Source organism: Algibacter sp. TI.3.09, from assembly GCF_038154905.1.
Taxonomy (GTDB): domain Bacteria; phylum Bacteroidota; class Bacteroidia; order Flavobacteriales; family Flavobacteriaceae; genus Algibacter.
The window spans coordinates 665,676-692,078 of sequence record NZ_JBAKAN010000001.1; the positions used below are offsets into that span (position 1 = coordinate 665,676).

Annotated in this window: 21 protein-coding genes; 12 read left to right on the forward strand and 9 right to left on the reverse strand. The window is 32.9% G+C overall.

The genetic code is table 11. The annotated features are described in order from the left end of the window. Nucleotides 1–76: 76 nt before the first annotated feature. Nucleotides 77–1,609, reverse strand: coding sequence for a hypothetical protein (locus tag V6246_RS02515; RefSeq protein WP_341558818.1), 1,533 nt, complete (start codon nucleotides 1,607–1,609; stop codon nucleotides 77–79). Nucleotides 1,610–1,907: 298 nt separating this feature from the next. Between V6246_RS02515 and bshC the strand changes: the two genes are divergently transcribed. The 8 genes from bshC (at nucleotide 1,908) to yidC (ending at nucleotide 14,998) form a co-directional block, all read left to right on the forward strand. Next, nucleotides 1,908–3,509 carry a bacillithiol biosynthesis cysteine-adding enzyme BshC gene (gene bshC, locus V6246_RS02520; protein WP_341559893.1) on the forward strand — a complete coding sequence of 534 codons (1,602 nt, stop codon included), beginning with the start codon at nucleotides 1,908–1,910 and terminating at the stop codon, nucleotides 3,507–3,509. Between the two features lie 55 nt (nucleotides 3,510–3,564). Then, a complete protein-coding gene (gene guaA, locus V6246_RS02525) occupies nucleotides 3,565–5,100 on the forward strand; it encodes a glutamine-hydrolyzing GMP synthase (RefSeq protein ID WP_341558819.1) in 1,536 nt (511 codons plus the stop codon). Between the two features lie 210 nt (nucleotides 5,101–5,310). Further along, complete coding sequence (locus tag V6246_RS02530) at nucleotides 5,311–7,251, forward strand: LysM peptidoglycan-binding domain-containing protein (RefSeq protein WP_341558820.1); 1,941 nt, start codon at nucleotides 5,311–5,313, stop codon at nucleotides 7,249–7,251. 64 nt (nucleotides 7,252–7,315) lie between these two features. Next, on the forward strand, nucleotides 7,316–7,855 hold the full coding sequence (locus V6246_RS02535; RefSeq protein ID WP_341558821.1) for a DUF922 domain-containing protein: 540 nt from the start codon (nucleotides 7,316–7,318) through the stop codon (nucleotides 7,853–7,855). 7 nt (nucleotides 7,856–7,862) lie between these two features. Next, a complete protein-coding gene (locus V6246_RS02540) occupies nucleotides 7,863–8,090 on the forward strand; it encodes a DUF3820 family protein (RefSeq protein WP_074936106.1) in 228 nt (75 codons plus the stop codon). A gap of 174 nt (nucleotides 8,091–8,264) precedes the next feature. Next, nucleotides 8,265–11,177, forward strand: coding sequence for an FAD-binding and (Fe-S)-binding domain-containing protein (locus V6246_RS02545; protein WP_341559894.1), 2,913 nt, complete (start codon nucleotides 8,265–8,267; stop codon nucleotides 11,175–11,177). A 206-nt stretch (nucleotides 11,178–11,383) separates the two neighbouring features. Beyond that, entirely contained in the window at nucleotides 11,384–13,027 is a 1,644-nt protein-coding gene (locus tag V6246_RS02550; protein ID WP_159020175.1) for a CTP synthase, read from the forward strand. Nucleotides 13,028–13,108: 81 nt separating this feature from the next. After that, entirely contained in the window at nucleotides 13,109–14,998 is a 1,890-nt protein-coding gene (yidC, locus tag V6246_RS02555; RefSeq protein ID WP_341558822.1) for a membrane protein insertase YidC, read from the forward strand. Nucleotides 14,999–15,375: 377 nt separating this feature from the next. On the opposite strand, the gene V6246_RS02560 is transcribed toward yidC, so the two are convergent. From V6246_RS02560 to V6246_RS02595, 8 genes are all read right to left on the reverse strand, one after another. Beyond that, nucleotides 15,376–17,643 (reverse strand): TonB-dependent receptor, encoded by a 2,268-nt coding sequence (locus V6246_RS02560; RefSeq protein WP_341558823.1) that lies wholly within the window; start codon nucleotides 17,641–17,643, stop codon nucleotides 15,376–15,378. A 94-nt stretch (nucleotides 17,644–17,737) separates the two neighbouring features. Beyond that, nucleotides 17,738–18,070: a hypothetical protein gene (locus tag V6246_RS02565; RefSeq protein WP_341558824.1), complete on the reverse strand. Its 333-nt coding sequence runs from the start codon at nucleotides 18,068–18,070 to the stop codon at nucleotides 17,738–17,740. Further along, nucleotides 18,071–18,565 (reverse strand): DUF6787 family protein, encoded by a 495-nt coding sequence (locus tag V6246_RS02570; protein ID WP_341558825.1) that lies wholly within the window; start codon nucleotides 18,563–18,565, stop codon nucleotides 18,071–18,073. A 37-nt stretch (nucleotides 18,566–18,602) separates the two neighbouring features. After that, on the reverse strand, nucleotides 18,603–19,046 hold the full coding sequence (locus tag V6246_RS02575; RefSeq protein ID WP_341558826.1) for a DUF6146 family protein: 444 nt from the start codon (nucleotides 19,044–19,046) through the stop codon (nucleotides 18,603–18,605). 209 nt (nucleotides 19,047–19,255) lie between these two features. After that, nucleotides 19,256–19,891 carry a DUF937 domain-containing protein gene (locus tag V6246_RS02580; protein WP_159020182.1) on the reverse strand — a complete coding sequence of 212 codons (636 nt, stop codon included), beginning with the start codon at nucleotides 19,889–19,891 and terminating at the stop codon, nucleotides 19,256–19,258. 196 nt (nucleotides 19,892–20,087) lie between these two features. Continuing rightward, a complete protein-coding gene (locus V6246_RS02585; RefSeq protein ID WP_341558827.1) occupies nucleotides 20,088–21,038 on the reverse strand; it encodes a D-2-hydroxyacid dehydrogenase in 951 nt (316 codons plus the stop codon). A gap of 105 nt (nucleotides 21,039–21,143) precedes the next feature. Then, nucleotides 21,144–22,208, reverse strand: coding sequence for a 3-phosphoserine/phosphohydroxythreonine transaminase (gene serC / locus V6246_RS02590; RefSeq protein ID WP_341558828.1), 1,065 nt, complete (start codon nucleotides 22,206–22,208; stop codon nucleotides 21,144–21,146). A 163-nt stretch (nucleotides 22,209–22,371) separates the two neighbouring features. Next, complete coding sequence (locus V6246_RS02595) at nucleotides 22,372–23,430, reverse strand: acyl-CoA reductase (protein WP_341558829.1); 1,059 nt, start codon at nucleotides 23,428–23,430, stop codon at nucleotides 22,372–22,374. A gap of 97 nt (nucleotides 23,431–23,527) precedes the next feature. Between V6246_RS02595 and V6246_RS02600 the strand changes: the two genes are divergently transcribed. The 4 genes from V6246_RS02600 to V6246_RS02615 all read left to right on the forward strand — a co-directional run bounded on the left by V6246_RS02600 (nucleotide 23,528) and on the right by V6246_RS02615 (nucleotide 26,338). Then, nucleotides 23,528–23,881: a 4Fe-4S dicluster domain-containing protein gene (locus V6246_RS02600; protein WP_159020186.1), complete on the forward strand. Its 354-nt coding sequence runs from the start codon at nucleotides 23,528–23,530 to the stop codon at nucleotides 23,879–23,881. Nucleotides 23,882–24,157: 276 nt separating this feature from the next. After that, nucleotides 24,158–25,003, forward strand: a complete 846-nt coding sequence (locus V6246_RS02605; protein WP_341558830.1) for a transglutaminase-like domain-containing protein — start codon at nucleotides 24,158–24,160, stop codon at nucleotides 25,001–25,003. A gap of 165 nt (nucleotides 25,004–25,168) precedes the next feature. Next, complete coding sequence (locus tag V6246_RS02610) at nucleotides 25,169–25,669, forward strand: hypothetical protein (protein ID WP_341558831.1); 501 nt, start codon at nucleotides 25,169–25,171, stop codon at nucleotides 25,667–25,669. Between the two features lie 63 nt (nucleotides 25,670–25,732). Then, the gene (locus V6246_RS02615) at nucleotides 25,733–26,338 is read left to right on the forward strand and encodes a thiamine diphosphokinase (RefSeq protein WP_341558832.1); all 606 of its coding nucleotides are present in this window, start codon (nucleotides 25,733–25,735) and stop codon (nucleotides 26,336–26,338) included. The last annotated feature ends 65 nt before the right edge of the window (nucleotides 26,339–26,403 follow it).

Consider the following 26,403-nt stretch of genomic DNA (forward strand, 5'->3'; position numbering starts at 1 on the left):
GTGTGAAAGTTATAAAAATGAAAGAATCTTCATTGCGAAAATGAAGATTCTTAATATTAAAAAAATATAGTGTTTACTATCTAGCTAAGCCTTTTAATAATACAATTTGTCCACCTTGGTTATGTGGTAAACTGCTAGAAACAAAAGCATCGCTTTCCCAGTAATGTGGTTGTAAGTTTAAAATAAATGTATCTGGCACACCTACTTTATCAGAGATATCTGTTAAAGCACCAAACTCACCAGAAAACCCTGTAGATCCTGTTGGGTCTAAGTTATTTTCAACTTTTAATTCTAAAACAACTTTATTATTATTACCATCTAAATCGGCTTGGTAAATTTGTGCAGCATGGTTTCTAGAGAAAGAATTTGGATCTTCTTGCACGTAGATAAAGTTTTCTGTAACACAAATGTTATCCGGACTTTGTAATTCTGCAAGGTTACCATCTTGATTGTTAGTATCAGTGTTTCCGCTAATAATTTGAGTTAATTTACCTTCTAATGGATTGGTTTCATCAAGTTCAATTTTGTAAACAGTTCCCCAATCGTTATAAGTTCCTCTTCCAGGACCTCTTCCTGTTACAGCAAAAAATACGTCTCTTGCATTGGCATCGCTACCTTTTTTATAATCAACATCTTCAACACGCATAAACTGAGAAGCAAATACATTAGTACAAGCTGTTTCCATTTCATTTTTTGTTAAAGCAGCGCCATCTACGATTTCTACAAATTCGATATCGTAAGTTTTTTGAAAATCTAAACTACCTTCGTTGTAAACTTGATCTGCAGCAACATCCATAGTTCCGCCAGCACCATCAGAAACTTGCTTAAATCTTAAAACATAAATTTTTCCGTTTGCTAAATCTGCATCACCGTTTTCAGATAAATACATTGTTACTTGGCCTTCAGATCCGCTAGAATCATCATCTCCACCAATAATTACCGTTTTACCAGCATAAGCACCTTTTGGTAATGGCACAGCATTTTCCCAAGAGAATTCACCTAAAGCATCTAAACCAAAATCTGCAGTTGGAGTAGGCGTTTCAATCCAAGGATCAATTCCTTTAACATCGTAAGCGTAACTTTCTGAAGCAGATAAAAAGATATCTTTATCACCACCATGTACAGCAGCTTCCCACATAGTGCCAGAACATTGTCTTGCATAATCTGCAACACCACTATTTAATAACCAATCGCCAGAAATAGGATTAAGGTCTTTATCAAAACGAATTCTAGAAACAGCATAATCATCTTCTGCATTTACAACATAGATGTACTCTTCACCATCTTTTAAAAATCCTGCACCATCTTGAGCACCAACTAAACGAAAACCGTTAGAAAGCACATCGGTAGAACTTAATAAAGAAAAAGCTTCTACTGTACTAAATTCACTGTGTAATTTCACTAAAGGAGCTAAAGACGATTTGTTAGTAAACATGGCTACTGGAGGTGTAAAATCTTCACCATCCTCACCGTCTTTTCCGTCTTCGCCATCTTTTCCGTCAACACCGTTAATACCATCTTTTCCATCTTCGATATCACAGCTAACTATTACTGTACTTGCAGATGTTACAATAAAAAGGAATAAAAATAATTTAATGTACTTGTTCATCATTTAATATATAAATATTGGTTAATTAATTCGGTTCAAAATTAGAATTTGAATCAAAGAACCGTGTTAACTAACTGCTGTGGTTAATTTAATTTTAGGTAACCTTAGTGTTAAAAAGATTACTTTAATATTAACAATCTCTAGAATTAAGTACCGAAATGTTAAGTGAATATAAAATGAATGTTTTTTAAATTTAATACGACAAAATTGGTGGTTCAATTTCCTGTTAATTCTTAACGAAATTTTTAGAATTGCAAAATTGAATAAGCTTATATTTACACTTTCTATCTATTTTAATATGCCAGCAGACTGTATTTCGTTTAAAAACACAGGATATTTTTCAAGTTTAATTTGTGATTATCTCGATGAAAATCAAGAGTTAAAACCATTTTATAACCGTTTTCCAAACCTTGATAATTTCAAAAATCAAATTGAAGAAAAGGGAGCGAGTTTTACTCCAGAATCTCGAAATGTATTGCATAGTGTACTAAGTGAACAGTATAAAAAGGTTGATGCTTCAACATTAACACTTCAAAATATAGATTTATTAAAATTAGAAAACACCTTTACCGTTACAACAGGGCACCAGCTAAACTTGTTTACGGGACCACTTTATTTTCTGTATAAAATAGTATCGGCTATTAATCTTTCAAAAGAATTAAAAGAAAAATATCCCGATCAAAATTTTGTTCCTATTTATTGGATGGCAACAGAAGATCATGATTTTGATGAAATAAACTATTTTAATTTCAGAGGAAAAAAAGTACAATGGAATAAGGAGGCTAGTGGAGCCGTTGGAGAATTATCTACCGATGGTTTAGCGGAAGTTTTTGAAGTGTTTTCTAATGAAATAGGGCATACCAAAAACGCAGAGCATTTAAAAAGCCTTTTCCAAGAAGCCTATTTACAACATGATAATTTAGCCGATGCTACCAGATATTTGGCAAACGCTGTGTTTCACGAATATGGTTTAGTCATTGTTGAAGCCAATAATGCCGCATTAAAAAAAGAGTTTATCCCTTTTATAGAAACCGAATTGTTGAACCAAACATCGTTTAAGGCGGTTACGGAAACTATAGAAGATTTAAATAATTATTCTGAAGGCTATAAAGCGCAAGTAAACCCTAGAGAAATAAACTTATTTTATTTAAATGAAAATTTAAGAGAACGTATTGTTTTTGAAGACCATATATATAAGGTTGTAAATACGGCAATAACTTGGACTAAAAAAGCGATTTTAGATGAAGTAAAAAATTATCCAGAACGATTTTCTCCAAACGTAATTATGCGACCTCTATACCAAGAAGTGATTTTACCAAACCTGTGTTACATAGGTGGAGGCGGAGAATTAGCGTATTGGTTTCAATTAAAAAAATATTTTAACACAGTAAATGTACCTTTTCCTGTATTGTTATTAAGAAATTCAGTTTTAATTCAAACAGAAAGTCAGAGTAAAAAGCTTGAAAATTTAAATATTTCTAAGGAAGATGTTTTCTTAAAGCGAAGTGCCTTTATTAATAAAAAAGTTAGAGAAATTTCTAATATTGATATTGATTTCTCTGAACAAAAGAAGCATTTGTCACAACAATTTGAAAGCATGTACAAGCTAGCCGAAGATACTGATAAATCGTTTTTAGGTGCCGTAAAGGCTCAAGAAGTAAAGCAATTACAAGGTTTAGAACATTTAGAAAATCGTTTGCTTAAAGCTCAAAAACGTAAATTGAAAGATGCAGTTTCTAGAATGACCGACTTACAAACCGAACTTTTCCCGGGTGGTAGTTTACAGGAACGAAACACTAATTTTTCGGAGTTTTATTTAGAATATGGCGAGCAATTATTACCAAACTTAATAGAAAACTTACAACCTTTAAAAGGCGATTTTTTACTGTTAACAATTTAGTTAAAAAAGTTGCGGTGCTAATTCGTCATTTTAAAATCAATCCTTATTTTTGCGCATGCAACATGACAAGGTACTTATTTTAGACTTCGGATCGCAATACACACAACTTATTGCCCGTCGAGTTAGGGAACTCAACATTTACTCCGAAATACATCCATTTAACAAAATTCCAACCAATTTAGAAACCTACAAGGCAGTTATTCTTTCGGGAAGTCCAAACTCTGTAAGAGGTGAAGATGCTTTGCATCCTGATTTGTCAGAAATTAGAGGAAAAAAACCAATGCTAGCCGTATGCTATGGCGCTCAATATTTAGCGCATTTTTCGGGAGGTGAAGTAGCACCATCGAATACCAGAGAATATGGTAGAGCTAACTTATCGTTTATAAAAACAGATGAGCCTTTTGTGAAAAACATTAGCGAAGGCAGTCAAGTTTGGATGAGCCACTCTGATACTATTAAAAAATTACCAACAAATGGTGTTTTAATAGCGAGTACAAACGACGTAGAAAATGCCGCTTATAAAATTGAAGGAGAAAGCACTTATGCTATTCAATTTCACCCAGAAGTTTACCACTCTACAGATGGAAAACAACTTTTAGAAAACTTTTTAGTAGCTATCGCAGGTTTAAAACAAGATTGGACTCCAGATTCTTTTGTTGAAGAAACTGTAGCAGCTATTCGCGAAAAAGTAGGGAACGATAAAGTAGTTTTAGGGCTTTCTGGTGGTGTAGATTCTACCGTAGCAGCTGTTTTGCTTAACAAAGCTATTGGTGAAAACTTATATTGCATTTTTGTAAATAACGGATTGTTACGTAAAAATGAATTCACTTCAGTTTTAAAACAATACGAAGGTATGGGCCTTAACGTAAAAGGCGTTGATGCTTCTGAGCGTTTTTTAGAAGCTTTAAAAGGTTTAGAAGATCCTGAGAAAAAACGTAAAGCGATAGGTAATTCTTTTATCGAAGTTTTTGATGATGAAGCTCACAAATTAACCGATGTAAAATGGTTAGCACAAGGTACTATTTATCCTGATGTTATCGAGAGTGTATCTGCTACAGGCGGACCATCAGCAACTATTAAAAGTCACCATAACGTAGGTGGATTACCAGATTTTATGAAACTTAAAATTGTGGAGCCACTTCGTGCTATTTTTAAAGATGAAGTACGCCGTGTTGGTGCAACTTTAGGTATCGATCCAGAATTATTAGGTCGTCACCCTTTTCCTGGACCTGGTTTAGGAATTCGTATTTTAGGTGATATTACAGCCGAAAAAGTACAAATGCTTCAGGAAGTTGATGCTATTTTTATAAATGGTTTAAAAGAATGGGGATTATATGATAAGGTTTGGCAAGCAGGAGCTATGTTGTTGCCAGTTAACAGCGTAGGTGTAATGGGCGATGAGCGTACTTACGAGAAGTGTGTTGCACTTAGAGCAGTGGAAAGTACCGATGGTATGACGGCTGATTGGGTAAACCTACCTTATGAGTTTTTACAAAAAACATCGAACGATATTATTAATAAAGTTAAAGGTGTAAACCGTGTGGTTTACGATATTAGTTCTAAGCCACCAGCAACCATTGAATGGGAATAGGGGTTTGTAACCAATTTTAATCCTATGGAATTTTGTTTTAGCAAGCAGAAAACTAATGCCTATAATTTTTAAGAATTAGTTGGCTGTTTTGTTAAAAACGAACGTATATCCAAATAATGATAATACCTAATTGATGTTTAGGTTTTTGGCATGTTATGTGCTATAGCTATTAAAAACAAGCATCAATTAGGTAATTTTAAAAAAACATAAATGAGTAAATTCTTTTCCATTATTTTAATTGCATTAGTGTGTAGTTTTGGCACATTACAAGCGCAAAATTTTAGTACACACCAAGTAAAATCAGGAGAAACAGTAGAAAGTATTGCCAAGCGTTATTTTGTCACAGCTAGCGATATTTATACTTTAAATCCAGATGCTAAAAAGGAATTAAAGGCAAATACTATATTAATTATTCCTATTTCTAAAGCCAATCAGCCAACAGTTACTACGGTAAAGGAATTAAAAGGTTTTAGAACACACAAAACAAAACGTAAAGAAACCTTATACAGTTTAGCTAAAAAGTACGATGTATCGGAAGATGATATTAAAAAGTACAACAAGTTTTTATACGCGAATACACTTCGTAAAGGTGATAAGCTTCAAATTCCTATTTTAAAAGAAACTAAAGTTGTTGATGAAGTAAAGAATACAAAACCATATTTGGTACAAGCCAAAGAAGGTAAGTGGCGTATTGCTTATAAATTCGGAATTACTTTAGAAGAGTTAGAAGCGCTTAATCCTAAAATGGGTGCTGTACTACAAGAAGGACAAGAAATAAATGTTCCTAATTTAGATAAAGAAGATATTAAAAAGGTTGATGAAACTTACGGATACTATAAAGTATTACCGAAAGAAGGATTTTATCGTCTAAAATTAAAATTAGGTTTAACTCAAGAAGAGCTAGAAGCTTTAAATCCTGAATTGAAAAAAACAGGATTAAAAGTTGGTATGATTTTAAAAACACCACAAGGCAATACTAATTTAGCAGGTGTTGTAAACACAAGTTACGATGGTACTTCTTCTGATTTAAAAATGAAAATAAAAGATTACAACACAAAGCATATTGCTATTATGTTGCCTTTTAGATTAAATCGTGTGGAGTTTGATACCACTGCAGATACCAGAAAGAGTATTAAAAGTGATCCGTATTTAAATGCGTCTTTAGATTTTCAATCTGGAGTTTTAATGGCTATCGATTCTTTAAAAGCTTTAGGGCTTTCTCTTAAAGTTGATGTTTATGATACTAAATATGAAGTAAGTGAAGTGTCTAGAATTTTAGCTAACAACGATTTTAGTGATGTAGATGCTGTTATTGGTCCATTAACTCCAAGCACATTTGCCAAGGTAGCATCAGAATTACAAGTTTACAATGTGCCTGTAGTATCTCCAATTGGATCAGATTTACAATTACGTTCTAATGTTTTTCAATCTAGACCTAAAACAGAATTACTTAAAGGTAGAATTGTACAATTCGTTAAAAAAGATAGCTTAAGCAATAATGTTATTATTGTAGCAGATTCTAAGCATGTGTCTATAGTAAACGATTTAAAACGTACCTTTAATCAAGCGTCTATTGTTTATTCAAGAAAAAACAAAAAAGGACAAGATGAAAATTATGTACTTGTTAATGATATTGTAGGTTCGTTAAAAGCAGGTAATAATTATGTGTTTTTAGAAACTACTAATGCTGGTTTTGTATCTAACGTAACAAGTTTATTAGCTTCGGTTAATAACACTATAGAGCCTGGACAACAAAATAATAATAAAAAGAAAATCACTTTAGTTACAACCGATATGAATGATGCTTTTGAAGGTGATCAGGTTTCTAACGAACATTTATCTAAATTGAATTTTCATTTTGCAGCAACTTCAAAATGGTTCGATGAAACTGAAAATAGTTTTGTTAAAAAATACGAAAGTATATATAACACAACTCCAAATAAAAGAGCCGTTCGTGGTTTCGATTTAACTATGGATGTTGTTTTACGTTTAGTATCTTCAAATAGTTTATACGAGTCGGTTAACGAATCGCCATTAACAGAATATATTGAAAGTAAATTTGCGTACAAAAAAGATATTTCTGGTGGTTATTATAACGACAGTATTTATTTAGTAAAACATCAAAATTTACGTATTATAGAAGTGAAATAATAAAAATAAGTCAAGATATAATCTAATCGTTTTTATATCATATTAATAAATTCAATTTTTTATTGTGATTAAAATATTAGCCTTTTTATTTTGTACTATAAGCTTCCAAACAGGAGAAGCTGTTATTTCTTGGTCAGATGATTATAAATTGTCTTGGTCAGATTTTAAAGGAAAACCAAAGCCCAATTCAGGTGCAGTTGCAGAAACGGCATCAGGAATTAGCTTTGGTTTTTCCGTTAAAGAATTAAACTCTAATGTTGTAAGTTATACAGCGGAAGTTCACGCTTATTTTAGTGTCGAAAAATCTTGGTTTCATAAAGATAAAGCCAGTGATTATATTTTAAATCATGAGCAATTGCATTTTGATATTACAGAATTGTTTGCAAGGAAATTTAGAAAAGAAATTGCTCAACAAAAAGTTTCAAACGACATTAAGGCTAAGTTAAAAGTAATTTACAAAAAACATGTTACCGATTTAGGAACGATGCAAAAACGCTATGATGCGGAAACAGATCATTCTAAAAAAATCGATGCTCAACAACGATGGCAACTTTTTATTAAGAAAGAACTTGATAAGCTGTCTAAATTTAAACTTATAGAATAATAACCCTGTGGTTCCAGATAAACATTTCCTGATTACATTAGCGCATACCAAAATGCCTTTTGGTAAATACAAAGATCGTTACTTAATAGACTTACCCGAATATTACGTGGTTTGGTACCATAATAAAGGGTTTCCTAAAGGAAAGTTAGGCGATATGCTGAAACAAGTTTATGAGCTGAAATTAAATGGTTTGGAAGATTTAATTAGGAATATACAACGTAAGTATCCTAAATAAATAGTTATAGTTTATGCGTGTCTTCATTTTAAAATCTGCATAAATTAATTAAGATTACTAGCCGCTTTTTAATTAAAACTAATAACTTTGATATTATTAGAATTTAGTTATTCTAATGGCGCAGCGCTTTTCTTAAAACCCGTTGTATTTAACGAAACTATATTTATACATAAAATGACTTTAGCTGATTTAAAATCGGAGTTATCTGGAGAATTATTATTCGATAATTTATCAAAATCTATTTACGCCACAGATGCTTCGGTTTATAGAATGTTACCCATGGCGGTTGCATATCCAAAGGATAAAGAGGATATAAAAAAGCTAATTAGTTTCGCTAAATTTAATAATACAACTTTAATTCCGCGTACAGCAGGAACATCTCTAGCAGGGCAATGTGTTGGTAAAGGTATTGTGGTAGATGTCTCAAAATATTTCACCAAAATTATAGCGTTTAATAAAGAGGAGCAAACCGTTACAGTACAACCAGGTGTTGTGCGCGATGCGCTTAATAATTTTTTAAAACCTCACGGCTTGTTTTTCGGCCCAAATACGTCCACTTCAAACCGATGTATGATAGGCGGGATGGTTGGTAACAATTCATCTGGAACAACATCTATTCAATACGGTGTTACTAGGGATAAAGTATTACAATTAGAAACTATTTTAAGTGATGGAAGTGAAGCTGTTTTTGGCGAATTAACTTCTGATAATTTTAAAAAGAAAATAACAGAAAATACTTTAGAGGGAAAGATTTATAAATCGATTTACGAAGAATTAAAGCAGGATACAGTAAAAAATCGAATTATTGAAAACTTCCCTAAACCAGAAATTCATAGACGAAACACAGGTTATGCCATTGATGAGTTAATAAAATCGGATGTTTTTTCGGAAACTGCTGAGAAATTCAATATGTGTAAACTACTTTCTGGTAGTGAAGGCACATTGGCTTTTTCAACGGAAATCACTTTAAAATTAGATAGACTTCCGCCTAGCGAAGCCATTATGGTTGCGGCACATTTTGATAGTATAGAAAACTGTTTAAGTGCTGTAGAATTAACTATGAAACATAATTTGTTCAATTGCGAAATGATGGATAAAACCATTTTAGATTGTACAAAACAAAATAAAACCCAAGAAGAAAACAGAGCATTTATAGAAGGCGATCCCAAAGCTATTTTAATGTGCGAGGTAAGAGGTAATTCTGTTGCCGAAGTGGAACGTTTAGGATTAGCTTTAATTGAAGCCATAAAAACATCAGGACTTAGTTATGCTTACCCAGTGCTGTTTGGAGATGATATTCAAAAAGCAAATAATTTACGTAGTGCAGGTTTAGGCTTGTTGGGAAACATGATTGGTGATAAAAAATCGGCAGCTTGTATAGAAGATACAGCAGTTGCTTTACCAGACTTGGCAAACTATATAGCAGAATTTACGGCCTTAATGAAAGGCTACAATCAAGACGCCATTTATTACGCACATGCTGGTGCAGGAGAATTGCATTTACGTCCTATTTTAAATTTGAAAAAGGCTGAAGATGTTGTTTTATTTCGTAAAATAACAACTGATGTTGCTCATTTAGTTAAAAAATATAATGGATCCATGAGTGGCGAACATGGCGATGGTATAGTACGTGCTGAATTTATTCCTTTAATGATTGGTGAAGAAAATTATCAATTAATAAAGCGTATAAAATCGGTTTTCGATCCTAACAATGTTTTCAATCAAGGTAAAATTGTAGATGCTTTTCCTATGGATCAAGCGCTGCGTTACGAAGTAGACCGTAAAGAACCAGAAATAAAAACAATGCTCGATTTTTCGAAATCTCAAGGTATTTTAAGAGAAACAGAAAAATGTAATGGTTCTGGAGATTGCAGAAAATTACCTGAATTTGGCGGAACCATGTGCCCAAGTTATCGCGCAACACGAAATGAAAAAGACACCACTAGAGCGCGTGCTAATGCTCTACGAGAGTTTTTAACGAATTCTGATAAAGAGAATAAATTTGATCATGAAGAGTTAAAATCTGTGTTCGATTTATGTTTAAGTTGTAAAGCTTGTGCGTCGGAATGCCCGAGTAGTGTTGATGTGGCGAGTTTAAAAGCAGAGTTTCAATATCAATATCAAAAAGAACATGGTGTTCCGTTAAGAACAAAACTTTTCGCTTATAATAATAAATTAAATAAATTTGGAAGTATAGCGCCAAGTGTAACGAATTTCATGTTTTCAAACACGTTTACATCTTCAACATTAAAAAAAATATTTGGTATTGCTCCCGAACGAACATTACCATTAATTTCAAAACTAAATTTAGAAAAAGAATATAAAATTTATTCTAAAACTAGAGCTTCTAAAAGTTATATTAAAACCGTTTATTTATATAATGATGAGTTTACAAATTATTTGGATACCGAAGTAGGAGTAGATGCTTTAGAGCTTTTAAATGCTTTAAATTACAAGGTTGAAATGGTTACGAATGAAGAATCTGGAAGAACCTTTTTATCTAAAGGATTATTAGAACAAGCCAAAAAAGCAGCCAATAAAAATATAAACATTTTTAAAAATATAATTTCAGAAAACACACCATTAATTGGTATCGAGCCTTCAGCTATTCTAACTTTTAAAGATGAATATTTAAAATTAGCAGACGATAAAATTTCAGCGGAATCTATAGCAAAAAACACATTTTTAATTGAAGCGTTTATTCAAAAAGAAATTGAATTAGGCAATATAAAAGCAGAGCAATTTACTTCGGAAGCTAAAACCATTAAATTCCATGGGCATTGTCATCAAAAATCTGATAGCAATCAGTTGTCTAGTTTTAACGTTCTTAATTTGCCTAAAAATTATAAAGTAACTATTATACCAAGTGGTTGTTGTGGTATGGCAGGTAGTTTTGGTTACGAGAAAGAACATTATGGTGTAAGTATGCAAATTGGGGAACAAACATTATTCCCTGCTATTAAAAAAGCAGCTTTAGACACTGTTATATCTGCAAACGGCACAAGTTGTCGTCATCAAATTAAAGATGGCACAAATCGTGTTGCAAAGCATCCTGTTAGCGTTTTAAGGGAAGCTTTACTGGATTAATTTATAGATTTCAAAATAATCCGAAGTGTAATAAGTTGTCTCTTCCTTAATAATAATTTCTTTTTATTTTGCAATGGTTTTGGCTTTAAATATGAGGTTAAAATTACGTCAAATTCATTATAAATCAATCACTTTCAAATTAGCCTAAAACAATTCCTAAATAACTATTTAAATTTTGTAAATTTGCCTGCGTTTATAAGCGCAACATGACAACTACAGCAAAATACATTTTCGTAACCGGTGGGGTTACATCATCCCTAGGAAAAGGGATTATCGCGGCATCGCTCGCAAAACTTCTACAAGCACAAGGCTATAGAGTAACTATTCAAAAACTAGATCCGTATATCAATGTCGATCCAGGGACTTTAAACCCTTACGAACATGGTGAATGCTATGTTACCGAGGATGGTGCCGAAACCGATTTAGATTTAGGACACTACGAACGTTTTTTAAACGTGCCAACTAGTCAGGCAAATAACGTTACTACAGGTCGTATTTACCAAAGTGTAATTCAAAAAGAACGCCGTGGTGAATTTTTAGGAAAAACTGTTCAGGTGGTTCCTCATATTACCGATGAGATTAAAGAGCGTATTCAAATGCTTGGTAAATCTGGCGATTACGATATTGTAATTACCGAAATTGGTGGAACTGTTGGAGATATTGAATCTTTACCATACATAGAGGCTGTGCGTCAATTACGTTGGGATTTAGGTGAAAATAATGGTATTGTTATTCATTTAACGTTAGTACCATTTTTATCTGCTGCTGGCGAATTAAAAACAAAACCAACCCAACATAGTGTAAAAACATTAATGGAAAGTGGAGTACAAGCCGATATTTTGGTTTGTAGAACCGAGCACCAATTACCTATGGAATTACGTCGTAAACTAGCATTGTTTTGCAATGTTAAGCAAGAGGCTGTAATTCAATCGATAGATGCATCTACTATTTACGATGTACCTAATTTAATGCTAGAAGAAGGTCTAGATAAGGTTGTACTTAAAAAGTTAAATTTAAAAAGCATTGTACCAGATATTTCTAACTGGAATAAATTTGTACACCGTCATAAAAACCCAAAGTATGAAATTACTATTGGTTTAATTGGTAAATATGTAGAATTGCAAGATTCTTATAAATCGATTTTAGAAGCTTTTATTCACGCTGGAGCGGAAAATGAAGTAAAAGTGAATATCGAATCTGTACATTCAGAATATATAAATGAAGACAATGCTAAACTAAAATTAGGTCATTTAGATGGTGTTTTAGTTGCACCAGGATTTGGTGAGCGTGGTATTGAAGGTAAAATTGATGCTGTACGTTATGTACGTGAAAACAATGTGCCGTTTTTCGGAATTTGTTTAGGTATGCAAATGGCAGTTATTGAATTTGCTAGAAACGTACTGAATTTAAAAGATGCTGATTCTACTGAAATGAGTCCGGATACTAAAAACCCGGTTATCAGTTTAATGGAAGAGCAAAAAAGTGTTACCGATATGGGTGGAACCATGCGTTTAGGTGCTTGGGATTGCGATTTAAAAATCGGTTCGGCCATTCGTGATATTTATAAATCGGAAAGCATTAGCGAGCGTCACAGACATCGTTATGAGTTTAATAGTGATTACAAAGAGCAAATTGAAGCTGCCGGAATGAAAGCAACAGGATTAAACCCAAATACAGGTTTAGTTGAAATTGTTGAAATTCCTTCGCATCCTTGGTTTATTGGTGTGCAATATCACCCGGAATACAAAAGTACAGTTGCCAATCCGCACCCGTTATTTGTAGCTTTTGTAAAAGCAGGATTAAACTTTAGTAAAAAGCGTAAAAGTGCCAAGATGGCACAAAACGAATAGTGGATAGTTTTTTGATTTAAGAAAAATAATATATAAAGGCCTGATGGATGTTTTAATTTGTCAGGTCTAAAATTTGAATACATGGAAGAAAAGAAATTAGACGTTAATTCGATTATTGGTTTTGTACTTATTTTCGGAATATTAGCGTACATGCTTTGGCAGAATAAACCAACGCCAGAAGAGCTTGAAGCACAAGAAAAAGCAAAGCAAGAACAAGTTGCTGCTGAAAATAGTGCCAAGCAAAATGATACCAAAGTTATTACGGCAGACGATTTTAAGGTTGCCGGTGTTTCAGATTCATTACAATTAATTGGCCTTAAAAGTAAATTTGGTGCTTTTGCTTACGCAGCATCAACGGCTTCAGATAAAGAAACCCTTGTTGAAAGTGATGTTTTCGCTTTAAAATTTAGCAATAAAGGTGGTTACCTTTCAGAATTACAACTTAAAAAGTTTGTTAATTACGATTCACTTCCTATTTATTTAATAAAGGATCGTAATGCAGATTTCAATATCAATTTTGGAACTACAGATAGTAGAACTTTAAATACTAAAGATTTATACTTTACACCAACTGTTACAAAAAATGGTGAGAATACTGTGGTTTCAATGAAACTTAAAGTATCAGAATCTAAATTTTTAGAATACCGTTACGAGTTAAAACCGAACGATTACATGATCGATTTTACCGTGCGTTCTCAAGGTTTAAGCGATGTTATTAATAGCTCTCAAGTTCTTAATTTAGATTGGGCTTTAAAAGGATACAGACACGCTAAAAGTATTTCTTACGAAAACAGATATACAGATATTCATTACGAATATGAAGATGGTAAAGCCAACTACACTGGTGCTCGTGATGCTGATGAAGAGTTAGAAGATGTAACCTGGATAGGCTATAAGCAACATTTCTTTTCATCTGTATTATTAACAGATACGGCATTTAAAACAGCACAGATTAAATCTGAAAACTTAGTTGATGATGAAGTTGTAGATACCGTTTACACTAAATATTTCGATTCTAAAATGCCATTGGCATTACAAGCAGGAGAACTTAACCAATCTATGGATTTATATTTTGGTCCAAACGATTTTGAAGTTGTAAACTCTTATGATCGTAATTTAGATGAGTTAGTACCATTTGGTTGGGGACTTTTCGGTTGGATTAACCGTTATATCTTTACGCCATTATTCGGCTTTTTAGGAGGCTTTTTACCTTACGGTATTGCTATTATTGCCATGACGGTTTTAATTAAATTAATGCTATCATTTGTACAATACAAGCAGTTTTTATCGCAAGCGAAAATGAAAATTCTTAAACCAGAATTAGATGCTATTCGCGAAAAGCATAAAGACAATAAAATGAAAGCGCAGCAAGAAACTATGGCGTTGCAAACTAAAGCAGGAGCAAGCCCAATGGCGGGATGTTTACCAGCTTTAATACAGCTTCCTGTATTCTATGCGTTATTTCAATTTTTCCCTTCTGCTTTCGATTTAAGGCAAAAATCTTTCCTTTGGGCAGACGATTTATCATCTTATGATGTTATTGCAGATTTACCCTTTAACATTCCGTTTTATGGAAATCACGTAAGTTTATTTCCATTACTAGCGTCAGTTGCAATTTTCTTTTACATGCAATTAACAACGGGACAACAAGCGGCGTCGCAACCACAACAAGAAGGTATGCCAGATATGGCAAAAATGATGAAGTACATGATGTATTTCTCTCCAATTATGATGTTGTTTTTCTTTAATAATTATGCTTCAGGATTAAGTTTATATTACTTTATCTCGAACTTAATTAGTATCGGAATTATATTAGTGATTAAGAACTTTATTTTAGATGAAGACAAAATTCACGAACAAATTCAGGAGAAGAAAAAACAGCCTAAAAAGCAAAACAAATTTCAGAAAAAAATGGCTGAAATGATGGAGCAAGCAGAACAACAAAAGCAAGCTCAGAATAAGAAGAAATAAAGCATATTTTTTATATAATTTAAAAGCCCATGAACAAATTAGTTTATGGGCTTTTTCTTTTCTTCAATCTTGGGCGTTACCCAAAATGGTCAGGCTTTCGCTACTCAATCTTTTTTTAGCTAAGGCACATTGATAAAAGGTTATGCCATATTGAGATAATAATGTTATTATATTTATTGGAGTATAACCCTAAAAAAAGGATTTCAAACAAGCCGCTCAATCCTTAACGCAAAATCATGCCTTTTTAAAACTATAAAGTCTTTTTTTAGGCAGTTGCATTGTTTATATTAAATTCTATTCTCAGTGACTTATTAAAACATAAAAAAGTCTGTAAGTTTTTTACACTTACAGACCTTTAAAGAGAGATGCTTTATATCTTAAAGCTTGAAAATAAACCCTAGATTAATGCTACGGCCTATATTGTAAATACCATCGGTTTTTAATCTAGATAGATGGCTAATGTATGTTTTGTTTGTTAAATTGGTGCCAGAGATTGTAACCTGAACGTCATTGTTGAAAACCTCAAAACTACCGCCTAATCCTGCACTTAATAAGCTATAACCATCAGTCGCTGTTTCAAAATCACCAACATTGTTTTGGTCAAATGCGGTTAGGAGTTTTACAAAGGCATAACCATCTTGAAACCAATCTTTCTCAAATTCAATTCGAACCATATTGGTTAAAGTATTTGCGGGAATTAATGGTAAATAACTGTCATCATCTAGTTTTCCTGTAACCATTTCGAAACTCGATTCAAAGTGTAACCAATCTATAGGATGCGGGTGTAAGTGAAAACCAAATTCTCCACCATATAAGTAAGCATTGTCTTGTAAATAAAGGAAAACGGGATCATCATTTACAAAGGTTCCATCGGGAGATAAGAAAATGTAATTGTTTATTTTATTATAAAATCCATTAGCAAAAAGCTCTAAATGTTCATTCTGAAATTCTAAAGACAAATCGGCTTGAAAGTTTTGTTCACTTTTTAAGTTTTCATTTCCAATTTCATAACGGTTTGTACCTTCATGGCTGCCTTCCGAAGTTAATTCTGATAAGTTTGGTGCTCTAAATCCTGTTGCCAAATTTATACGGGTTGTTAAGTTTTTAGCAATATCTGTTTTAACACCAAAAGCACCATTAAAACTTTCAAAACTTTTATTTAAGCCGTTTAAAACATCGATAGTTCTGGTGTCAAAGCGGGCTCCAATTTGTATATCTGCTTTTTCAAAATGAATATGCGATGTTCCTAAAATACCAAAATCATTGGTTGTTGCGTCAGGTATAAGTTGTTCTTCACCGTAATTAGAATTGGTTTGGTGCATACCTTGTACACCAACTATAGTTTCAAATTTCTCTAATTGTGGTAAGCTATATTTTACATCATAATTAGCCGTTTTAAGCTTCATGTGTAAGGCTGCTTCTAGAATATCATCATCGTGATCTTCATCTTCGTGATGCTCTTCGTCATCATGGTCGTCGTCGTCATGATCTTCTTCTTCATGCTCCTCATCTTCATCGTGATCGTGTTCCTCTTCAAACTCTTTTCTATCATTATAGATATAACCTAAATTAATATCTAATCTCGAATCGTTAAAAAACACAGTCGATTTGGAGCTCATCACATGGTTTGTAATATCTTGATAAGGTAATAGAGGCGTTTTGTTTGTAGATTGTTCGCCTATTTCTTCTGGAATTCCAAGTTTCGAATGGTTGACGTTGTAACGAAATTCAGTTTTAAATTTAGAAACTTGATAACCAACACCTGCTTTAAAATCTTGCTCTCTAAAACGTGTGTTTGTTACGCGGTAATCCTCTGTATCGTAATCTGAGTGTTCTGCTAAACTTCCTCTAAATAAAAATTTCCAATTATTTTCTGAAGTTTTAAAACCAGCGCTAGTATTAAAACCTTGGGTATTACTAAAATAATTCGCTCCAAAATCACCAGCCGATGTACCTTCTTCTGCAAAACGTTCTGGGTTTAAATATAAAACACCACCAAGAGCATCACTACCATAAAGCAGAGAAGCAGGACCTTTTATAACTTCTACACTTTCAACTCCAGCATCGTTTAAGCCAAGGCCGTGTTCGCCTCCAAATTGTTGGTTTTCTAAACGGACACCTTGTGTATAGACCACAACACGATTTGAACTTAAACCTCTAATTACGGGTTTACCGATACCCATTCCTGTGGTTACACTTTCTACACCTGCAATATTTGTTATCCCGTCGGCTAAAGTTAGAGCGCCTTTTGCTTTTAAAGATTTAATAGATTTTTGTTCTACCTTCATCACATTATCACGCTGTAACTTATGGAAAGGCGTCGATATAATAATACTCTGCATTTCTATAGCAGATGGCACTAATTTTATTTCAATGGCTTCTGTGGATGGTATAACTAATTTTAGAGATTGTGTTTCGTAACCAATCATAGAAAATAAAATATTATAACTACCGGAAGGTAAGTTATCGATAGAGAAGCTCCCGTTTTCATCGGTGGCAGCACCTTTTTCTAAATCGGGAAAATAGATATTTACAAAGGCTAATTGATCTTGGGTTGAAGCATCTAGAACAACACCACTTATTGTATTTTGAGCATATACGCTCGAGATTGCTAAAAATAGCAATGTGCTTAAAAATATTCGCATATTGAGAGAGTTTGCGTTTTCTTGTTAAAATAAATTAAAAGAGAACGTGTTAATTTAAAAATAAGAACACCGAAGAATCTGGTGTGAGATATAATTAAATTAATACTGGTGGGCCACGAAGAGAAGCCTGTAATTGTTGAAATTCACTAATAAAACGGTATTGAGAAACAAGTTCTGTAGGTGTTTCTTTTTCAGTAAATAGAGTAAAAGTGTAATCTGGTAAAGAGAAGTTGTTATTAATATGAAACTTATGAAATTCACAATCTAAATCTACTTGGTGAATATGCAGTTTACCACCATCAGTACATACTTTATGATGATGATGGGCAAAAACATGAGCCATTTTTACACCTGCTGGAACAAACAGCATGAGTGCTAACAAAACTGTTAGTGCTTTAAAAATGATATGTTTTTTTATAGCGTTCAATTAATCTACCAAACGTTTTAAACCAATTCTACGGAGCATTTTCTTTTCGAAATTCCAAAAGAATTTATATTGCCCAAAGATCCAACCTATTAAAACAAGGAGGATTTGATAAAAAATAAAACCAATAACAATATATAAAAACCAGTATGCAAATGTTGGCAAATTGTCTCTGTTAATACCCATAAATTTTATTAACGGACGACTTACAAAAACAGAAGAAGATCCTGTAGAAGCAAAAACCAAGAAAATACTAATTAATTCCCATCGGTAATTGACTTCCCATTTTTTTTCTAGCTTCTCGAAAATTTTGAGAATAAATTTCAGGAGAACAAAAAAGATTACGGCTCCTAAACCTATTAAAATAGCTGGGTTTTCTTTAGAAATAAATAAGCCCGCCAATTTAAAAGAGGAGTAGCCTAATGCAACCAAACCTATAAAAGGAAAGATGAGTTGCCAATTTTTAGTTATTTGCCAGTTAGCCTTAAATTTTTGCACATGATACGTTTAGAAACGCAAAAATAGGTAAAGTGTTTTAAATACGAGGGTTGTAAGGCCCTAATCTTTGTTTATAAGTTCGTTGGAAGTAAATAAAGTAGTTATAAAGTTTGTAGTTTACTTCGTAACCATAATCTATATGGCTTTGATAATCAATTTGTAACTCGTATAAATTACTATTAAATCGAGAGGGTTGGTTCACGCGTTGGTTCCACTCAATAACGTATTGATAATTTCTAGTTTCTAAATATTGTTGTGAATAAAAGCCCTCTGGTCGTGCTTGGCTTGCTAACCAAAAGTTAAAACCTGGTTCTATGATGATAATTTCGTATTCTAAATCGTCGTTTGAAATGGTTACAGTATCACTTAGCTTTTCGTTGGCTACTTGTTCGTTTTCTGTTTTGTTTGGAACTGCTGTTCTTCCGGTATTACAACTAGCAACAAAAGCACAAACTAATAAAAGGTATATAAAGTTTTTCATAATAAATATTATTTAGTCAAATTTAGGCTTCATTACTCTGTTTAAAAAAGATGAATGAGTAAACCATGTTTTTGACTGAGCGAACGGCTTTAAGTTCATCTTAAATTTACAAAAACCATTCCTTAATACAGATAAACTAAATGGTTTTAACAAAAAAAGAGTCAAGCTATTAACTTGACTCTTTTTATATATTTATGTAATTCAGGAATTTATTTACCGAAAAGACCTCCTAAAAGACCTCCAATACCGCCAGATTTGCTAGCATTACCAAGTACCATTCCAGCTACATCATCAACAACGCTACCGTCTCCATCTGCATCTAAAATAGACTCTAAGAAACTTTGTTCTTTATCTGCAGAACTTCCACCAAGTAGACCACCTAATAAACTACCAATTCCGTTAGAATCACTAACGTTTTGTTGTTTAGCTTGGCTGCCTAGAACACCCATTAAAATAGGAGCTGCAACTTTTAATATGTTGGCAACAGAACCAGCATCTAAACCAGATTTCTGACCAATAACTTGTTCTACACCACTTTGTTTAGCTCCTAAAACGTGACCTAATATTTTTTCACCATCATTCTTTACAGAATCATCAACACCACCACTAAATAATCCACCAAGATTATCTAAAATGTTACCGTCTTGCTTACTTTGTATTGCTCCCATAAGTCCTGCTGCACCTTCTGGTGTTGCTGCATTACGTTGCATAGCTTTCATTAAAACGGGTAAAGCCATTGTTAATACGCTTCCTGTTTTGTCTGCGTCGTTTCCAGTTGATCCGGCAACACCGCTAATGATTGATTTTCCTAAGTCACTGCTTAATAAGTCTAAAATTCCTGACATTTGTTTTGTTTTTTAAGTAATACCTATTTAGAAGAAAAAGGTATCTAGGGTTTATAAATTGGATTTCAAGGTACAAAAAAAGTCCTTACTTCTAATATTAGGACACACAATTTACTGATAGGTCACATTTAAAATGAAGAAACCCTCGAAACTAAAAGTTAGGAGGGTTTTTATAAATTTAAATTATTACTAATTCTTATCCAAGAATAGAAATAATTTGAGTTGCTAATTCTGTACCAATTCTATCTTGCGCTTGGTTAGTTGCAGCACCAATATGCGGTGTAAGCGATAACGCAGAATTCATTAGTAATTGCATTTCTGGTTTAGGTTCTTTTTCAAAAACATCTAATGCAGCTCCCGCTACTTTTCCACTTTCAATAGCTTTAACAAGTGCTATTTCGTTAACTACACCACCACGTGCTGCGTTAGCAATAATAACACCATCTTTCATGATATTGAATTCTGCCTCGTCGATAACGTAATCATCTTGAGCAGGTACGTGAAGTGTAACAAAGTCAGATTGTTTTAAAACGTCGTCCTTAGAAATTGTTTTAATATCAAAGTTTACTTTTTGACCATCAAAGAAATCTAACTCTAAGTTAGCATTTTCTAAAAATGGATCGAAAGCAACCACTTTCATACCAGCACCTAGAGCTACTTTTGCAGTGGCTTGACCAATACGACCAAAACCTAAAACACCTAAAGTTTTTCCTTTAAGCTCAGTTCCTTTAGCATAAGCCTTCTTTAAACCTTTGAAGTTGCTATCACCTTCTAGAGGCATATCGCGGTTTGAGTTATGTAAAAAACGTGCTAAACCGTAAAAGTGACCAAATACTAATTCTGCCACAGAGTGAGAAGATGCAGCCGGTGTATTAATTACAGAAAGTCCTTTTTCGCGAGCATACTCTACATCAATATTATCCATACCAACACCACCACGACCAATAATTTTTAATCCTGGGCAAGCATCGATTAAATCTTTACGTACTGTAGTTGCACTACGTACTAATAATACAGCGATGTCTTTTTCGTTGATATAGTTTATTAATTGTTCTTGAGCTACAGTTGTTGTAATTACTTCGTAACCTGCTTTTTCTAAGGCATCAATTCCACTTTGAGAAACGCCATCGTTTGCTAATACTTTCATTGTAATTCTTTTTTTTATTCCCACGAAAGTGGAAATTTTTTATATTTAATTATAGTTGTTGTCTTTATTAGATTTCTACTCTCGCAGAAATTAAAAAGCTAATTTTTAAGCTTTCGCTTCTAATTCGCTCATAACTTCTACAAGTGCTTTTACACTATCTAAAGGTAAAGCGTTGTACATAGAAGCACGGTAACCACCAACACTACGATGACCGTTAACAGCGCTAATTCCTGCTTCTTTCAACATAGTTTCAAACGTTTCTTTTAAGTTATCGTTTGTAAGGTTGAAGGTTGCATTCATCATAGAACGATCGTCCTTAGCGGCGAAACCTTTAAATAATGGATTCAAATCAATTTCAGAATACATTAAACGAGATTTCTTTTCGTTTTCTTTCTCAATACCAGCAATACCACCTAAACCTTTTAACCATTCTAATGTTAACATAGTTGTGTAAACTGGAAATACAGGAGGCGTGTTAAACATGCTACCTGCTTTGATGTGTAATTTATAATCCATGATAGAAGGAATATCGCGAGATACTTTTCCTAATATATCTTCTTTAATAACAACTAAAGTTGTTCCTGCAGGGCCTATGTTTTTTTGAGCTCCAGCATAAATAAGATCGAATTGAGAATAATCTATAACACGAGAAAAGATATCACTACTCATGTCGCAAACCATAGGTACACTTGTTTTAGGAAACGATTTCATTTGTGTTCCAAAAATAGTATTGTTTGATGTGCAATGGAAGTAATCATAATCCGAAGGAACATCATAACCCTTAGGGATATAGTTGTAATTTGCATCGGCAGATGATGCTACTTCGTAAATATCATCTAATTTTTTAGCCTCTTTAATAGCTTTGGCACTCCAAGCTCCAGTGTTTAAATAACCTGCTCTTTTTTCTAAAAGATTCATAGCTACCATTAAAAACTGTGTACTTGCGCCACCTTGTAAAAATAATGCTTTATAACCTTTACCTTCTAAACCTAATAATTCTAAAGCTAAAGCTCTAGCATTTTCCATAATATCAACAAACTCTTTACTTCTGTGTGATATTTCGATTAAAGATAAACCTGTATTATTGTAATCAACTATAGCCTCGGAAGCTTTTAATAATACACTTTGAGGTAAAATACTTGGTCCTGCACTAAAGTTATGTTTTTTCATTTGTAAAGTTATATGGTTTTTTAATGGTTTTAAATATCATCCAAATTATACATTTTATTATACTTTAAAAATGTGGATGTTTCATTTAAATTTTCAAAAAATGTAAGATACAAAGTTGCTAATTAATTGCTGAATTGGTGTTAAAAATTCGATAATTTTTTCGTCAAATCGCTAACAAAAATTCAACAGAATCGACACTATCCGCATAATCCCAAAGTTCTGGTTTTTGTGTGGCTCCAAATGCGATTTCATTTTTTGTAAATCCTTTGGATACTACGCATTGTATTTTTCCTGAATCGGCCTCTAATTTTTCATTTAAAGCGGCTTTAGAATCGTAATACTCGTAAAACAGGGTTGCAATAGGCGAAGCGTAGCTTTCATCTTCTTTTATCATAAAGAATCCGTTTTCTAGCATATCGAATTCACTCATTAAATATACGGCTTTGTTATAATCGTAATTATTGGCGTATTTTGCTTTGTTTACAATATCGTGCCAATGGTAAATACCTTGAAAAAAGCCGTCAAATTTATAACCTTTAGGTACGTAGAGTTTAGATACGTTTCTACAGCCAAGACCATAATATCTAAAAATATCTTCCGATAGGTTTTTTAAATCATCTTCAGTTTCATTTCCGGTTAAAACCGCAACCGAATTTCTGTTATTCCTTATTATAGAAGGTTTTCCTTTAAAATAATATTCAAAGTAGCGGGCTGTATTGTCGCTTCCGGTAGCAATAACGGCATCAAAATCGGTAAGTTTTTCTTCCGTAAAGGTCATTTTGCCTTTAAACTGAGGTTCTACAAATTCTAAATATTTAGCTAAATAGGGTAGTAGGTGCTTATCGTTGCTAGATTGTTTTACAACAACCTCATGTCCGGAAATTAATACGGCAAGAAAATCGTGAAACCCAACTAAAGGAATATTTCCAGCCATAATAATAGCCACCTTTTTAGGTGTTACACTATTAAACTTATAAGCATTAAGCCATGTATTTAGCTTCTCGCTTGTTAAACTATCTGCCCAACCTTGCAATGCGAAAGCCATATTTTCTTTAGTAAACCAGCCGTTATGTTCTTCGGCAAGTTTTAGTTGGTGCTTAAAACCATCGAAAAACACATCGTTATGTTCAATATTATCTTTCTTTTGTATCACTTCGTTAGAAAATTGACTTAAAAATTCTCCTAATTTTACAAAAGCGTTAATTCTTTCTTGTAAATTCATTCTTAATTTGGTTATGAATAGTTTTGGCTTTATTTTTGCAACTGCAAATTTAAGGAAACTGTAATAGAGTTCTTAAATTTTAAAAATAAAAATTACTATGGCAATTATAATAACAGACGAGTGTATAAATTGTGGGGCTTGTGAACCTGAGTGCCCAAATACAGCAATATATGAAGGTGCCGATGACTGGCGCTATAAAGACGGTACAAGTTTAGATGGTACTGTTGTTTTAACAAACGGACATGAAGTAGACGCTGATGAGGCTCAAGAACCAATTAGCGATGAGCTTTACTATATTGTACCAGATAAGTGTACAGAGTGTAAAGGTTTTCATGATGAGCCACAATGTGCTGCAGTTTGCCCTGTAGATTGTTGTGTGCCAGATGAAGATGTTGTAGAAACAGAAGAAGAACTTTTGGCTAAACAACGTTTTATGCATCCAGAAGGATAGAAAATAAATACATTATAAATAAAAAAAAATCCTGAGCCTAAAGCTTAGGGTTTTTTTTGTGATAAACTGAAACTGAATTTCTCTGCTAAAAAAAGTGCTATTTTAGGTATTTGGAAAGTATTAGGGGCGTTTTGTTGTTAATTCGTAAGAAATTCGATTGAGTTAAATTTTACTTCAATTATGATATTTATTAATCTAATAAAGACCATATTAAGCACGGAATGGGTGTATTTTTGAATTGAATAGTCTCAAGATTAAACATAAACTCCTTTTAGTATGAAATTTAATGTAAAAAGTTCCTTGTCTTATAATGTAAATGGTCCCACAACATTTATTTTTAATATTCACGCTTTAAATACATCTAGTCAAACGGTTTTAGAAGAAAACTTAATGATAGATCCTGCTATTAATCATGATGTTTTTACGGCTCATGATGGACGATCTAAATTTATGAGATTAAAAATACAAGAACCGTGTAATTTTTCGATGTCATATTCTGCAATTGTAGACATGAGTTATAAAATTATTGATGAAAGTAACTCTGAGAATTTAGTGTCTGTTGTAGAACTTGATAGTTACATTGCTTCCTTTCTCTATCCAAGTCGTTATTGCCAATCTGATAAGTTAATGAAGTTTTCCTTTAAGGAATTCGGACACTACGCAACTGTTTACGATAGAGTTTTAGCAATAACCGAATGGATTTATAATAATATTGAATACACAAGTGGTAGTACAGATTCTCAAACTTCGGCCATAGATACGGTTACGGAGCGTGTTGGTGTTTGTCGAGATTTTGCCCATTTAGGGATTGCGCTTTGTAGAGCTTTATCTATTCCGGCAAGATATTTTACAGGTTATGCGTATCAATTAAATCCGCCAGATTTCCATGCGTGTTTTGAGGCTTATATCGATGGCGATTGGATTATATTCGATTCGACTAAATTAGTGGCTTTAAACGGACTAGTAAAAATCGCGAACGGTAGAGATGCCGCAGATTCTGCAGTGGCTAGTATTTTTGGAAACGCAGTTGGTACGTCCATTACTGTGGATTGCCAAGTTATGGACGATAATTTCCAACCCTTTGTTTATGGTGGAAATCAAAAAGGTATTTCTTTTCAATAGAAACGTATTTCATAAAAATAATAAAATCCCTAAGTTTGCGCTTAGGTTTTTTTATGTGAAATTAAATTGAAACACGTCTGAAATTATTTTAGACGATTTTTTTTTTTTGTTCAGCATTAAACCTTTTAAAGATAGTTTAGTCAAACCCCAAAAAAAAATATAGTTATGACAAAAAAGTGGATGCGTATAATACATCGTTATTTAGGATTTTTTTTAATCGGAGTAATGATTGTATACTCATTAAGTGGTGTTGTTTTGATTTTTAGAAATACCGACTTTTTAAAAAGTGAGACCAAAGTAGAAAAAACAATAAAACCAAATTTAAATGGCGAAGCTATTGGTCGTGCTTTAAAAATAAAACGCTTTAGAGCAGAAAAGACCGAAGGCGATTTAGTTTTGTTTAAAAATGGACAGTATAATAAAACTACTGGTTTAGCTGAATACACAAATAAAGAATTGCCATATGTGCTAAATAGAATGACGCATTTACACAAAGCCACATCGGCAGAGCCGTTATTTTGGTTGAATGTATTTTCTGGTGTGTCGCTTTTCTTTTTTGCAATATCATCGTTTTGGATGTTTATGCCAAAAACTAAAATCTTTAAAAAAGGTATGTATTTTACAGCTTTTGGGGTGGTGCTAACCATAATTATGCTATTTATTTAATACTGTGTTTATTTAGAAAACATATAGAATTTTGTTTACTATAACTTTCTTATTTTTGTTTAGATGAATACAGAAAAAGTATGCTTGTTTTTAAACGGCGAACAACCAAAGTCTATTCCAGATTTAGAAAACTATAAAATAGTTTGTGCCACAGATGGCGCCTACAAGTTTTTAGAAGCAAATAATATTGTTCCTAATTTTATCAGTGGCGATTTTGATTCTATTGAAACTATTCCGGATGCTGTTGAAGTGATTCATACACCAAATCAAGATTTTACAGATTTTGATAAAGTTTTGCAAATTCTTTCTGATAAAGGATTTAAAACGGTTCATGTTTTTGGAGCAAGCGGGAAGGAGCAAGACCATTTTTTAGGAAATTTACATACGGCACTACAATGGAAAACAAAGCTCGATTTAACTTTTTTCGATAATCATGGCTATTATTTTTTAGCTGATAAATCTTCGGAAATTAAAAATTGCTTAGATAAAACGGTGTCGTTAATTCCGTTACCGAAAGCTACTGGTATTGTAACTTTAGGTTTGCAATATGCTTTAAATAATGAAACTTTGGCTTTTGGAGACCGTATAGGTACACGCAATAAGGCTGTAGAAAATAATATTTCGATAAATTTTAAAACGGGTAATTTATTTTTATTTATTAATGATTAATAGATTCTAAAACATAAAAAAAGCCGAGCAATATTGCTCGGCTTTTTTATTTATTTTTTTTAAAA

Coding starts and splice junctions, on each gene's coding strand:
- V6246_RS02515 (WP_341558818.1), bottom strand. CDS start 1,609: ATGAACAAGTACATTAAATTATTTTTATTCCTTTTTATTGTAACATCT.
- bshC (WP_341559893.1), top strand. CDS start 1,908: ATGCCAGCAGACTGTATTTCGTTTAAAAACACAGGATATTTTTCAAGT.
- guaA (WP_341558819.1), top strand. CDS start 3,565: ATGCAACATGACAAGGTACTTATTTTAGACTTCGGATCGCAATACACA.
- V6246_RS02530 (WP_341558820.1), top strand. CDS start 5,311: ATGAGTAAATTCTTTTCCATTATTTTAATTGCATTAGTGTGTAGTTTT.
- V6246_RS02545 (WP_341559894.1), top strand. CDS start 8,265: ATGACTTTAGCTGATTTAAAATCGGAGTTATCTGGAGAATTATTATTC.
- V6246_RS02550 (WP_159020175.1), top strand. CDS start 11,384: ATGACAACTACAGCAAAATACATTTTCGTAACCGGTGGGGTTACATCA.
- yidC (WP_341558822.1), top strand. CDS start 13,109: ATGGAAGAAAAGAAATTAGACGTTAATTCGATTATTGGTTTTGTACTT.
- V6246_RS02560 (WP_341558823.1), bottom strand. CDS start 17,643: ATGCGAATATTTTTAAGCACATTGCTATTTTTAGCAATCTCGAGCGTA.
- V6246_RS02575 (WP_341558826.1), bottom strand. CDS start 19,046: ATGAAAAACTTTATATACCTTTTATTAGTTTGTGCTTTTGTTGCTAGT.
- V6246_RS02580 (WP_159020182.1), bottom strand. CDS start 19,891: ATGTCAGGAATTTTAGACTTATTAAGCAGTGACTTAGGAAAATCAATC.
- V6246_RS02585 (WP_341558827.1), bottom strand. CDS start 21,038: ATGAAAGTATTAGCAAACGATGGCGTTTCTCAAAGTGGAATTGATGCC.
- serC (WP_341558828.1), bottom strand. CDS start 22,208: ATGAAAAAACATAACTTTAGTGCAGGACCAAGTATTTTACCTCAAAGT.
- V6246_RS02595 (WP_341558829.1), bottom strand. CDS start 23,430: ATGAATTTACAAGAAAGAATTAACGCTTTTGTAAAATTAGGAGAATTT.
- V6246_RS02600 (WP_159020186.1), top strand. CDS start 23,528: ATGGCAATTATAATAACAGACGAGTGTATAAATTGTGGGGCTTGTGAA.
- V6246_RS02605 (WP_341558830.1), top strand. CDS start 24,158: ATGAAATTTAATGTAAAAAGTTCCTTGTCTTATAATGTAAATGGTCCC.
- V6246_RS02610 (WP_341558831.1), top strand. CDS start 25,169: ATGACAAAAAAGTGGATGCGTATAATACATCGTTATTTAGGATTTTTT.
- V6246_RS02615 (WP_341558832.1), top strand. CDS start 25,733: ATGAATACAGAAAAAGTATGCTTGTTTTTAAACGGCGAACAACCAAAG.